Source organism: Leptospira perolatii, from assembly GCF_002811875.1.
Classification (GTDB): Bacteria; Spirochaetota; Leptospiria; order Leptospirales; family Leptospiraceae; genus Leptospira_B; species Leptospira_B perolatii.
The window spans coordinates 251,078-263,630 of the sequence record NZ_NPDZ01000005.1 but is presented as its reverse complement, the minus strand read 5'-3'; the positions used below and the strand labels follow the sequence as shown (position 1 = coordinate 263,630).

The 12,553-nt window shown below is 42.4% G+C and carries 10 protein-coding genes; 7 read left to right on the top strand and 3 right to left on the bottom strand.

What is annotated here, in order from left to right:
• Positions 1 to 154: 154 nt before the first annotated feature.
• Together CH373_RS10515 and CH373_RS10510 are read left to right on the top strand one after the other, a co-directional pair.
• The gene (locus CH373_RS10515) at positions 155 to 364 is read left to right on the top strand and encodes a hypothetical protein (RefSeq protein ID WP_100715290.1); all 210 of its coding nucleotides are present in this window, start codon (positions 155 to 157) and stop codon (positions 362 to 364) included.
• Positions 357 to 614, top strand: coding sequence for a type II toxin-antitoxin system RelE family toxin (locus CH373_RS10510; RefSeq protein ID WP_100715291.1), 258 nt, complete (start codon positions 357 to 359; stop codon positions 612 to 614). The genes CH373_RS10515 and CH373_RS10510 overlap by 8 nt, the downstream gene beginning before the upstream one ends.
• Positions 615 to 1,003: 389 nt before the next feature.
• On the opposite strand, the gene CH373_RS10505 is transcribed toward CH373_RS10510, so the two are convergent.
• On the bottom strand, positions 1,004 to 1,417 hold the full coding sequence (locus CH373_RS10505) for a hemagglutinin (RefSeq protein WP_100715292.1): 414 nt from the start codon (positions 1,415 to 1,417) through the stop codon (positions 1,004 to 1,006).
• A 157-nt stretch (positions 1,418 to 1,574) separates the two neighbouring features.
• Between CH373_RS10505 and CH373_RS10500 the strand changes: the two genes are divergently transcribed.
• The 5 genes from CH373_RS10500 (at position 1,575) to CH373_RS10480 (ending at position 5,963) form a co-directional block, all read left to right on the top strand.
• Positions 1,575 to 2,294, top strand: a complete 720-nt coding sequence (locus CH373_RS10500) for a lipoprotein (protein ID WP_100715315.1) — start codon at positions 1,575 to 1,577, stop codon at positions 2,292 to 2,294.
• A gap of 42 nt (positions 2,295 to 2,336) precedes the next feature.
• Entirely contained in the window at positions 2,337 to 3,770 is a 1,434-nt protein-coding gene (locus CH373_RS10495) for a TolC family protein (protein WP_100715293.1), read from the top strand.
• 2 nt (positions 3,771 to 3,772) lie between these two features.
• A complete protein-coding gene (locus CH373_RS10490) occupies positions 3,773 to 5,182 on the top strand; it encodes an efflux RND transporter periplasmic adaptor subunit (protein WP_100715294.1) in 1,410 nt (469 codons plus the stop codon).
• A 71-nt stretch (positions 5,183 to 5,253) separates the two neighbouring features.
• On the top strand, positions 5,254 to 5,556 hold the full coding sequence (locus CH373_RS10485) for an AbrB/MazE/SpoVT family DNA-binding domain-containing protein (RefSeq protein WP_243393353.1): 303 nt from the start codon (positions 5,254 to 5,256) through the stop codon (positions 5,554 to 5,556).
• On the top strand, positions 5,553 to 5,963 hold the full coding sequence (locus CH373_RS10480; RefSeq protein WP_100715295.1) for a type II toxin-antitoxin system VapC family toxin: 411 nt from the start codon (positions 5,553 to 5,555) through the stop codon (positions 5,961 to 5,963). The genes CH373_RS10485 and CH373_RS10480 overlap by 4 nt, the downstream gene beginning before the upstream one ends.
• Positions 5,964 to 5,975: 12 nt before the next feature.
• On the opposite strand, the gene CH373_RS18820 is transcribed toward CH373_RS10480, so the two are convergent.
• Entirely contained in the window at positions 5,976 to 9,464 is a 3,489-nt protein-coding gene (locus tag CH373_RS18820) for an efflux RND transporter permease subunit (RefSeq protein ID WP_243393352.1), read from the bottom strand.
• Entirely contained in the window at positions 9,461 to 12,553 is a 3,093-nt protein-coding gene (locus tag CH373_RS10470) for an efflux RND transporter permease subunit (protein ID WP_100715296.1), read from the bottom strand. The genes CH373_RS18820 and CH373_RS10470 overlap by 4 nt, the downstream gene beginning before the upstream one ends.

Here is a 12,553-nt window from a genome sequence, read left to right as displayed (position 1 = left end):
CCGTTTCCAAACTTACTCAAGAATCCCCGTTTCCAAACTTACTCAAGAATCCCCGTTTCCAAACTTACTCAAGAAAACAAGTAGACTTTGCTAGCCCTATCTATTATCTCTTATTCAAACACGTAGCGCTCGCAAAAGTAACCGAAGAACGAACATGAAATCGATTCACCCGCAGTTCATTACCAACGAAAAAGGCAAAAAGCTTTCCGTAATTCTTTCGATCAAAGAATATAAAGCGTTACTGGAAGATTCTGAAGAACTTGAAGATATAAAACTTTACGACGAAGTGAAGGCGAAAAAGGAGGAGCGAGTTCCTCTAAAAGACTATCTTAAAACCAGAAAGCGCAAAAGGCAACATGCCTGAATATTCTGTATTTCTTTCGAAAACAGCAACCAAGCAGCTCGACAAACTTCCCGAAACTATAACACAAAACCTCCTCAAAGCAATTGAGAGCCTCGCGAAAAACCCGAGACCCCAAGGTTCGAAGAAGCTAAAGGGGCGAGATGGTTATCGTATTCGGAAAGGCGAATATAGAATCATTTACGATATCTTAGACCAAACTCTTATTATAGAGGTGATAGCACTCGGACATAGAAAGGATATATACGACTAATCCGCCAATAGAAGAAACCGATCACTAAAGCAGCCATCGCCGAGAAATAAAAGGAAACGAAAACCCCCAACAACCTCTCACCGAACAAGAAACCGAACACTAAAAGCACCCAACGCCAAGAAATAAACAGGAAACGGAAACCAACCCTATCACTAGAAAGGAAACCGAACACTAAATGCAACCAACGCCGAGAAATAAACAGGAAACGGAAAGCCGAAATCCCGAAAGCGAAGCCAGGATGGCGAAAGCGTTCCGGAGCTCGGCACAGGAGGTGCCGGCGCAGGATCGGGATTCGGTTTCCGTTTTCTAACTTACTCAAGAGGACCAGATTCGGTTTCCGTTTCAAAACTTACTCAAGAATCCCCGTTTCAAAACTTACTCAAGAGAACTCAAGGACCACACATTACAATCACGCTTGTAACATCTGCTCCAGAGATCGCACCGTTTTGGTTCGCGAGAGTGCACGTTTGTCCCACCGGTTGTACCGTGATACTAACGGCGTAGGTACCAGCGTCTTGGTAGGAAAAAGGAAATTGAAATGGACCGTTCAAAAAGAAAGGACTCGTATCTATAATATTATTTGCAAGTGTAATGGACTTTCCACCGCCTAGTCCGGAGATCGCACCACCTACTTTAAAGTAAGTCGACCCACCATTTCCGTTCGCGGTATTTGAAGAAGGTGTAGCAGATCCGTTCACTAGTTGCCTCAGCAACTTTTCGGATGCTTCGTTTTTATCCTTTAACTCACATTGATAAGAGAAAAGTGATAAAAGAACCAAGATTGCAATCGAATACTTCTGCATACAAAAAACCGTGTCTGATTATACCATCCAAAAGGACACTATTGTAGTGCGAATACTTTTTTATCCAAATTTTTCCAAAGATCAACCCTTCTTATGTTACACAAAGGTCAAAAAATTTTTTAGCTACAAAATACTTCCCCCAAAAAACATCGCTAATATGAAGATACTTCAAATAGCTATTTTGCTTTTATTTTACGTAGCTTTTGCTTCCTGTTCCACATTCCAAAGACAAAAGGTTCGTTGGGGTACCGAACTATCTGAGGCGAAAAATCCTACCGAAAAGTTTCCATCTGTTCGAAGAATTGCGCTCGATCGCTTTACTGCAAAGCCGGCAAACTTCGCAGGATTTACCAGTGAAAACTTCACGAATAACTTGCGATTCTTTCTATTAAAAGAAGAGATTGATGTTGTCATCCAAGAGTCTCTCTCGGTCAGTAAAACGCAAGACCAAACATCCCAGACTTCCGCTTCAGCACCCGCTGGTGCAAGTTCGGCGAGCTCAAATCCATCCGCCACAACTTCAAGTCTACTCTCTGCTGCACCTCCCCTTTCCTCTGATTCCGGGGAAAAGCCCTTCGAGCTGAGTAAAGAGACCATTCAAAAAGCATGTGCATTAGCAAAATGTGATCTATACATCGATGGCTATATCTATGAAAAAAAGACCGGCAATATCTTGGACGAGCAATTCACCACAGGTATTTTCGTAAGAATCTACTCCTCCTCTGGTAGTTTGGTCGGCCAAGTAAAGGTAAACTCATCGGCTCCTACAGAAATCTTTGAAAACAATTCCACACTAGCTGAAATGGTGGCGGGACGACTGGCATCGCTCATTGGAAGAGAAACCAATAGCGGTTTCAAATGGAAGTTCTGGGAATAGAAAAAGAAACGATCTGCTAAGTAAGTCAAGGAAAGCGAAAGAATGCGTAAACTCCATGCGATAAATTCATTCGGCTCGATTCAAAAGAGCAAAAGAAATTTCTTACTTTTCCTATGGTTCCTTTTCCCATCTCTATTAATGGGTGGAGATGAGATGCTCGTACTCGATCAGAGAAAAGCAGAGGATATTGCCGTAGAAAATAGTCCGGAGATGAAACTTATCTCTAGTCAACAATCCATCAAGACACTGATTGTTAAGGAAAACTGGAGAACCTATTTCCCGACCGCTTCTGTTTCCTGGTTCCGAAACGCGAACGTGATCGAAAACGAATCTGATAGCAGGTCTCAACGTTTGGCACTTACGATGGAACAAATCGTATTCGATGGAGGCAGGAGATCTCTTGCGTTGCAAGCGGCCCTAAACGACCTAAACCTTTCTAGATATGATTTTCTACTCGCAGTAAACAACCTAAAGTTCAAAGTTCGCTCCGCTTACTTCAACCTTCTAAGCAACAAGGCTCAGTTTGAAATGCAAAATCGCTCGATCGAAAGACAAAAAGAGCAACTACGATTTGCCAAGCGAGAACAGCAGCTCGGTGAAACTACGGAAGTGCAAGTACTGCAAATTGAGAATAGGTTAAACGAAATCATATTACAAAACAAGAGGACAGAAAGTTCATTCTTAAGCGGGATCGAGGAATTCAAAATACAATTGCGTCTTCCAAGTTCTGCAAGAATTCGATTGGCTGCAGACATTCTGAACGGAATTACTTTTAACTACAAGGAATTGCCTTTGGACCAGCTCGTAGGACTTGCCTTCCGTTCTCGGGTAGAATTCGATCGCACCAAGGCAGCTGAGCTACAGGCAATGTCCGAATACGAAATCGCAAAATCTTTCTATATTCCGAGTATCTCTGTCGGTGGATTTTACGCAGCCTCCGGGGACAGATTCGAGCCAAAGCAAAGAGAATACGGATTCAATTTCAGAGTCAGCATGGCTTTGGGCGCAAATACACTGCAGGATACTTCCAATTATATCTCCAGAAACGACGATACGAATCGATCCCTAACTTCGACGACTACTCTCGGAATTATGGACAACCTCCAGTACAAAAGAAAAATTGCACAAACCGGAATTGCTGCAGAACAAGCTAGATTAACAAGGGCCCAACTTGACGATATTATCCGAATCGAAGTTTCCAAAGCGCTACAAAACTACAGACTTGCTTGGGAAGCTTTAAAACTTGCTGACGAGAACGCGAAAGTATTTGAAAAACGACTAAGAATCAAGGAAAAGCAAGTGGGTCTCGGAGATGTGCGCAGGGTAGACCTGGCCGAAACCGAAATTTTTTATGTGGAAGCCGTGAACGCGATGATCGCAAATAGAGTGCAATTCATGACCGCGGTTTCTCAATTAGAAATGGCGGTTGGCGCAAACCTAGACTCTCTAGAATTAATCAAAACTAGGACAAACTAAATATGCTCCGTGGAATTTCGACTCCTACAGTATCTATATACAAATTCCTGAATATACTCTCAATTCTATTCATTCTTCTTTTCATCGATTGCGGAAAAAAGGACAAGACAGAAAAAGAAAGCGCAAAAGCACCTTTCGAAATGGTTCCTCTTTCTCTTACGAAAGAACAAACCGTAATCTTCGCCTTGGGAAGCGTTTCTCACTACAAAAAAGCGGAAGTAAGCTCCAAGGTTTTAGGCAGAGTAGAAAAAATCTTCAAGGAAGAAGGCGCCAAGGTCAGTAAGGGAACTCCCCTCGCAAAAATCGAAACACTCAATCTCGAAATCCAACTAAAAAAGGATATGGCCTCCTTCGAAGTCCAAAACAAACAGATTGAGTTGACACGCGCAAGATACATACAGTCCAAACAACGTGTCGAAAAAGAACTCACAAATATAGAAAAAGCAAGTGCAGATCTCAAAGACTCCAAAGCAACTTACGACAATCTAAATAGAACGTACCAAAATAAATTAGAATTATTTAAAATAGGTGCGGTCTCGGAATCCGAACTAAAAGGATTAGAGACCGGACTAGTTTCCGCTCAAACCAACTATTTCAAAGCGCAAAAGAACTTAGACACTCTTATGGTGGGATACCGACCCGAAGACTTACAAAGGGCCGGCATGAAAGTGCCTTCTGACAAGAGCCAACTCAAAGATGCACTCGTTGACTTAAATACGATTGTAGAAAAATCAGAGTTAGACATCGCAGTAGCAAACCTCAAAAACATCCAAGCGAGCATAGACGCAACTAAGCTTTTAATTCACGAGTCCACGATCCTCTCTCCCCTCAAAGGAATCGTCGCAGTTCGATCCATTTTTCCAGGAGAAGCAGTTAAGGAGAGCCAGGCGCTATTTGTAGTGGTCGACGATTCCGAACTTCTGCTCAAATATTCGATCAACGAAACTGACCTGGGCCGAATTAAAGAAGGCCAAGAAGTAGATTTCACAGTGGACGCGTTTCCGAAAAGAATCTTCAAAGGCAAAGTGCTCATTATCAGTCCTCTGGTCGATCCGCAAAGTAGAGCTTCCGAAGTAAAAATCCTCTACCAAAACGACAAAAACGAACTGAAACCCGGGATGTTTGCGAGAGCAGAAATCAAAGACCTCAATCCTCAACCTGCATTCTATGTTCCCGCAAAAAGCATTTTACCCGGAAAGGAAAAAGACCAAGGGTATATTTTCTCCGCAAAGAACGGCCTCCTCTTCAAAAAGCAGATCAAGATTGAAGGTGTCAGCGGAGAAAAATCCAGAATCTCCGGAGATCTTTTCGAGGGAGAGCTCATCGCGATCGGAAACGTTGGTGGAATCAAAGAAGGAGAGCCGGTTCCAGAAGCCACTCCTAGTTCTTCTTCTACTTCTACTTCCAAGTAAGCTCGGATAGTAAACAGATCCATTGAGCTTGCTGTTTTAGCCGCTACCAGCAAAACATTAGAAGCCAATAGTTGCTGCGATTTGACCTATTTACCTTGACATGTCCTTACCTTTTGTGCTATCGTAAGGACATGAAGCTAAGATCTAAAATAACTTCAAAGTATCAAATAACGATTCCTAAAGAAATCAGGGACTCTCTGAAGCTTTCCATGAAGGACGTGATCGAGTGGTCAATTGACGAACAGGGGATTCATATAGAATCTGCGAATAAACCGTTCCTCAAATATAAAGGTTTCCTAAATAAAGGATCTACTGAAACAAAATCTGACATTAAGAAAGCATGGGAAGAAAGAGCCAAAAGATATTCTAAATGAAACTCATTTTAGATACTAATTGTTACCTTTCCTTCTTGAACCAAAGAAACCAAGAACAACATCAGAAAATGGTTTCCTTTTGGGAAAGAATCTCGCGATTAGAGTATGAAGTCATACTGACCTCTCACAATATTTCCGAGATTGTATTCGTTTTCAAAAGCATTTACTCCGTTGAGCAAAAAGAGATCCATCAAATCATTCAGGATCTTATGGCAAATCCAGGGGTTCTGTTCGAACCAGCTTATTACCCGGAAACTATACTTTCCTTATGGCCGAAACATATCAAAGATTATGGTGACGCAGTCCTAGCCGCTGCCAGCAAAACATTAGAAGCCAAAATTGCGACTTTTGACCAAGGATTCATTAAATCTTTGAAAAAGTTACATATAGATCCACATCCAATCTGATCCTCAAGTTTTTCAGCCCTCAAAAACGGACTTCTTCCGAAAAATCGAAAGGATTCTTCTGACCCAATTTTGATCTGTTTTCCCTGTTCCTAAAGTTCCCCTTTCCGAAACGAAAAATAAGATCGGAACGACTAACAAAGTCAAGAAGGTCGAAATGCTAAGTCCAAAAAATACTGTGATTGCAAGTGGCCTCCAGAGTTGACTTCCCTCTCCAAAATCCAGCATAGTCGGAATCAGAGCAGTTACAGTTGTCAATGTGGTCATTAAGATTGGCCTTAGTCTTTCTGAGGAAGATCTTACGATCGCGCGAATCAGTGCAAACTTTCGATCCTTCCCGCGGCTCTCCCTGAATAAATGCAATGCCTGATCCACTAGCATGATGGAGTTATTGATCGCAATTCCGGCTAACAATACAAAGCCGATGTACACTGAAATATTCAGAGACATCCTAAATAAGAATAATAAGATCAGATCCGCAAATACTCCAAGCGGAACCGCCACTAATAAAATCCAAGGAATCCGCAGCGATTCAAAAAGAGAAGCGAGTATAGAATAGATCAAGAATACCGCCAAAAAAATCATGAACCCCATTTCTTTTTGGTTCTTTTTCAACTTCTTAAAAGTACTTCCGAATTCATAATAATAATTATCCGGAAACTTCATCTGGCTTAAGGTTTCTCTCGCCTTGGTAACCGCCGAGCCTAAATCAAGATTTCCTAATTTAGCTGTGATTGTTACCATCCTCCTTTTGTTTTTCCGGTACATCTTGGTCTCGCCTTCGGCTTCTACCATCGTGGAAAGTTCTGCTAAAGATACGGAAGATTTAGTACTAGGAATTTTATAGTTTGCCACTTGACTCAAATTCAGGCGATCTTGTTCTCTAAATCGAACTCGAATATCTACTTCTTTAGATTCTTCGATAAACTTAGTAGGTATCGAACCTTGGATGGCAGTCCTTACATAATTTCCAACTTCTTCAGAAGAGAGACCCGACAAAGCCATTTTATCCTGAAATAGGTTCAGTCGGAACTCCTGCTTTCCTTCTCTAAATCTTAGGACCGTCTCTTGGATGCCTTCGATCGTCTTCAGCTTTCCGGCGGCTTCCCTAGCGATTTGTTTCAATTTTGCAGGATCGTCTCCGATAAACTCTATGTCCAATTCTCGACTGGAATCCGAGGAACTATTTTCGACAAAATAAACGAAGACGTCCGGCAAAGGATCCGTCAATTCCCTGAATTCCTCGATTAGCTCCTGGGAATCTTTGGAGCGCTCGTTCATTGGCTTTAATTTTATATAAAGGTCTGCGTGCCACTTTTCGATCTTGGAGGAGATCTTTGCTACTTCAGGAACCTTCTTGATGGTATCCTCGATTCGTTTGACTCGATCGCTGGTAGCTTCCAAGTGAGTGCCTGTCTCCAACTCTACGCTTGCCTTGATCTCTCCCGCATCTACTGGATCGATATATTCTTGTTTAAGAAAAGGTGATACTGCAGTCCCTGCGAGGACAATTCCGCCCAAGATTGCATAAGCAAAATACTGCTTTCTAAAAAATACAGATAGTAAGTTTAGATAAGACTTTCGAACTCTATTTAGCTCAAAAGAGTAGAGGTACTTCTTAGGAAGTATTTTCCCGAGTGCAAGCTTGATCGCATTCAATACTCTGGAGATTTTTTGAAAGATCGGACCAATCCAACGAACCTTTGAAATTTTCTCCTCCCTAAAGTGGATCGACTCAAAATCTTCCCTCTTTCTCAGAAGTATTTTTGCGAGTTGCGGAAGGAATAATAAAGAAACCGCCAAAGAAATTAGAATCGAAAAACTGACGGTAGACGCCATTCCACCATAGAGTTGCTTGAGTTCCTTGGAACCCAAAAAGAAAGGAAAAAATACCGCAATATTCGTGAGAGTAGAAGCTGTGAGTTCTTTGTACAAGCTCAAGACCGACTGATCTATAATGCTTTGATTTTCCTGCTGTGCATTCTGCTGTCCCTCCAATTGTGAGTTATACAGCGTCTCTGCTTGCGCGGAGTTTGTGGATAGCCCGGACTTTTGAGCGGACTTTGCAGGCATAGGAACTGTAGTATACTCCGCAACTTGATCTTGTATTCTTATGTTTGCTTTTTCTTTCGTCTTTTCTCTTGGCTTCCCTTTTGTTTTTTCTTTCGCCTTCTCCTCTTTCTTAGATTTCCCTTTCTTTACATTTCCGGAAACCAACTCTGCAGAAAGGAGTTCCATTTGTTGCTTTTTCTTAGAATCCAATTGGTGTCTCAAAAAGAAAATTCGATCCAACACTACGACCGAGTTATCGATCAATAGTCCGGCACCTAACGCCAGTCCTGCGAGAGTCATCACATTAATTCCGGTTTTACTCAAATACATGACCGCAAAAGTGATCACAATTGATAAAGGAATAGACACGCCTACGACCAAGGTAGCTCTAAAATTTCTAAGGAACAAAAAGATCACACAGACAGCAATCAATCCACCGGTCAAAGCAGAACCGGACACCCGATCGATCGAAACTTGTATAAATTCGGATTGGTCGTACGTTACTTCCTGTGCAACGTTCGGAAATTGTACGAATTGCAGTTCTTCTCTGAGTCCTTCGCAGACCGAAAGAGTATTTGCGTCTCCCGCCTTCTGAATATAAAGTGTTACGTTCTCGCTTCCGTTTTCTCGAGAAATGTCTTCTCTATCGCGATTGCCGTCGTATACTTTTGCGATGTCCTTTAGCTTAATCAGCTTGTCCTGGCTAGGAGATCGAACGCTGATCTCCTCCATCGTTTTGATTCCGGGAAATTTTCCGAGGACCCTTACATTTAGCCATTGGTTTTCGACTGAAATTCTTCCGGCAGGAAGGTCTACATTCGAAGAGCGGATTCTCTGCATTACCTCGGAGAGCGGAATTTGCAAAAAATTGAGTACGTCCCGATTCACTTCTACGGTAATTTCTCTGTATCTTCCGCCGCCGACGCGTATTTCGCTTACCCCGTCTACTCTCTCTAGTCTCTTCTTTACTTTATTCTCTGCGATCTCTCTTAGATCTTTCAAAGAGTAAACAGTTGATTCTAATTTTACAATAAAGATAGGACGATCGCTCGGATCGTACCTGACCACTGTAGGTTCTTCTACCTCTCTAGGAAAAGTATCTCGGATTAAGTCGATCTTTGATTTCAGTTCGACTGCTTTTAAAGTGATGTCCCTCACTTCAGAAAACAATACATTGATCCTGGACTCTCCCTCTTCGGAAGTGGAATAAATCGACTCGATCCCCCCAACTCCTACGATCTGTTCTTCCATAGGTTTCGTGAGGATTTCTTCAATTCTGGACGGAGCAACTCCAGGATACTTTGTAATTACAGAAAGAGCCGGGGACTCGGTCGGAGGCATCAGAGAAACCGGCAAGAATCTCAGAGATAGAATTCCCCAAAGAGACAATGCCAGGAAAATCATAAAAGTAGTGATTCGCCTTCTCAGAAAGAATTCGAATACACCTGTCATACTAATTTCTTACTACTTGCAAATTTCTTAAAGTACCATACGTAAGCCATTGGAACAAAAATCAGTGTGAGTAAGGTAGAGACGATCAGCCCTCCCATCACGGAGGCGGCCATCGGTCCCTGAGGAGAAGGAGGTCCAAAAGTGATCAGTAGAGGAAGCATCCCTAAAATCGTAGTCGCGGTAGTACTTAAAATCGGATTGAGTCTTCGCCTTCCACCTGCGATGACTAGGTCCTCCACCGAAGAATAATCTTTTTCGTGGAGTTGGTAAAACTCGATCAAAATAATCGCGTTGTTTACAACAACACCCGCGAGCAGTATCATTCCCATCACAGAAACGATATTCAAAGACTTACCGGTTAATAGTAGACCCAAACCCACTCCGGCCCCCGAAACGAAAATCGAAAACAGGATGATCAAGGGCAAACCAATGTTTTCCATATTCGAGGCCAAAACCATGTAGACCAAAAGTATCGAAAGTAGGATTGCGAATGTAAGCGAGTCGATGGACTTATCCATGATCTTTTTCGTCTCACCTGGGAGTATCGAGATTTCCTTGCGGTCGGAGTATTTCTTTAAAATTGGATCGACTAACTGAATCGCATCGCTGTATTTCATATCCAGAAATTGTGCCTTGATCAAGCCTACTCTTTTGCCATCGTAGCGTAAAATCTTGCGGCTCGAGGTTCCCGAAACGATTTCCGAGAAATCCCTCAATCGAACAAAAGCGCCTGACTGAAGCTTAAATAAGCTTTCCGTAATGGACTCAGTTCCTGTCCGATCTCTAACCTGGTTTCGCACTAAAACCGGAATCTCATCGTCGTTCCTTCGAAATCTAGTTGCTGCCTCTCCTTTTACGGTCGCCCTTAACGATTTTGCAACATATTCCACCGAAAGACCGAAGCTCGCCATTTTGTCTCGGTCGAGTAATATTCTTAATTCGGGAGTTTCTTCCGCAAACGAGGTAACCACTTCTCCAAAACCGGGTTGCTTTGAAATTTCATCCGCGATTTCAAAGCAAATCTCTTTTAGCAAATGTAAATCCTGACCCGAAACTTCTAAGGTTAGTCCCTCGCTCGATTCAGGCAAAATATCGGATAACAAATCTTTCGCAGGAGTAAAGATAACCTGGACACCGGTTTCGTTTTCCAAAATCTTTAGAGCCTCTTCGGTTTCCGAAATCAATCTTTCTCCGTATCGGTAGCTCTTGAGAGACAAAAACAAATCCGCTCGGTTCAGACCAAAGTCTCCTCTAGGATTCACGATCAAGTCTCTTTCTTCATAGCCGGCCTTCAAGAAAGTACGCTCTGCGTATCCAGTCTCGTTCAGAATGGAAATGATCCTTTTGGACAACTCGATTGTTCTGTCCAATGACGACCCGGGAGAAAGCACGATCTTTGCGTTTAGTTCCGCTTTTTCCACTTGCGGCATCAATTCCGTAGGTAGAAGTGCAAACAACACGAAAGTGATCGGAATCAAACTCAAAACTGACAGGGTAAGCTTCTTAGGATTCTGGATCGCAAACCGGACCCAAAATATATAAAGATTTTCTAAACTATTCAGAGCCTTTTCCCGAAAGCTCCAAAATGCACGAAAGGCCGAAGATCCGCCACCCTCGGAAGCAAAGATAGGCATCGTGCACAAAACCGGAATGAAACTGATCGAAACAAAAAAGGAGGAAATCAAGGAGTATGTAATCGTTAATGCAAATTCCTTAAAGATAGAAGCGGCAATTCCCTCTATGAAAAGGATCGGCAAAAACACTACAACGCTAGTAACCGTAGAAGAAAACAAAGATCCTATAACATCTTTTGTTCCATCTAAAGCGGCAGTAAAACTATCTTTGTATTTTGTTCGGAAAGAAAAAATGGATTCCAAAACCACAATGGACGAATCCACCATCATACCTACACCAACAGCTAGACCACCCAGGGACATCGTGTTCAGAGTCATTCCCTGGAAATACATGATGACCAAAGTGACCAAAACAGAAACCGGAATGGAAAGTGTTACGATCGCTGATTCCCTAAAGGTTCCGAGAAAGAAAGAGAGTACTAAAAAACAAATGAAGATCGCTTGCAAACCTGCGATTGCTACACCGCTGATCGAACCCCGAATGAATTCGGATTGATCGGCAACCACGACTAACTTCAACTTAGAGCCGAATTCTTGGTTTAAGGATTCTATTACTTCTTTCGCCGCGTCTGCGACAAACACACTGTTTTTCCCTGCTTCCTTTTTTAGAACGACTGCGACGCATTCGTCATCGTCCAAAAAGCTGGAGCTTGTCCTTTCCTTGTAGCTATCCTGAACCTCAGCGATGCTTCTTAAATACACCGGTGCTCCGGCTTCAGAAAGATTGACTACTAGATCCGAAATGCTTTGAACCGATTCAAAAGCTCCCATGGTACGGACCAGGATTTCTCGATCTTCTCTCTTGATATTACCTGCAGGAAAATTAAAATTATTGGATGCGATTCGTTGAATGATTTCCGAAGGACTTAAGGAGTAAGCGTTCAGCTTTCCGCGATCCAAATTTACTAGAATCTGTTTTTCGTAACCACCCGTAATCGAAACCGCAGCGATCCCGTCGACTCTCTCGAAGTAAGGTGCGATATTTTTCTTTAAGAAATATCTTAACTCTTTGGGCTCGATTCCCACCGGAATTGCGGCAATTTGAAGGATGGGGCTGTCGTTCGGATCAAATTTAAGAACAATGGACTTCTTTGCATCAATAGGAAGACTTCCCTTGACCAAGTCCACCTTCTCCCTAGTTTGTATCGAAGCCGAATCCATATTCGTTCCCCAGCGGAATCGAATCTTGACCAAAGAAACACCCTCTAAGGATTCGGAGGTAATTCGATCTACTCCGTTTACCGAAGAAACGATCTCCTCGATCGGTCTCGTAATCAAAGTTTCTATTTCAGAAGGAGAAACATTTTCATAAATCGTAATAACTGTGAGAGTGGGGTAAGAGATATCAGGCAGTAAATCTATCTTTAGATCTCTAAGGCTTATCCCTCCCAAAAGAAGTACAAGCAAGAATGTCACTAGAGTCGTGACCTTGTTTCTCAGGAAGAAAGAAGTCAT

Bases quoted from the DNA above. Each gene is read 5' to 3' on its own strand.
- CH373_RS10470 (WP_100715296.1), bottom strand. From the start codon at position 12,553: ATGACTTCTTTCTTCCTGAGAAACAAGGTCACGACTCTAGTGACATTC.
- CH373_RS10500 (WP_100715315.1), top strand. From the start codon at position 1,575: ATGAAGATACTTCAAATAGCTATTTTGCTTTTATTTTACGTAGCTTTT.
- CH373_RS18820 (WP_243393352.1), bottom strand. From the start codon at position 9,464: ATGACAGGTGTATTCGAATTCTTTCTGAGAAGGCGAATCACTACTTTT.
- CH373_RS10505 (WP_100715292.1), bottom strand. From the start codon at position 1,417: ATGCAGAAGTATTCGATTGCAATCTTGGTTCTTTTATCACTTTTCTCT.
- CH373_RS10490 (WP_100715294.1), top strand. From the start codon at position 3,773: ATGCTCCGTGGAATTTCGACTCCTACAGTATCTATATACAAATTCCTG.
- CH373_RS10510 (WP_100715291.1), top strand. From the start codon at position 357: ATGCCTGAATATTCTGTATTTCTTTCGAAAACAGCAACCAAGCAGCTC.
- CH373_RS10515 (WP_100715290.1), top strand. From the start codon at position 155: ATGAAATCGATTCACCCGCAGTTCATTACCAACGAAAAAGGCAAAAAG.
- CH373_RS10480 (WP_100715295.1), top strand. From the start codon at position 5,553: ATGAAACTCATTTTAGATACTAATTGTTACCTTTCCTTCTTGAACCAA.
- CH373_RS10495 (WP_100715293.1), top strand. From the start codon at position 2,337: ATGCGTAAACTCCATGCGATAAATTCATTCGGCTCGATTCAAAAGAGC.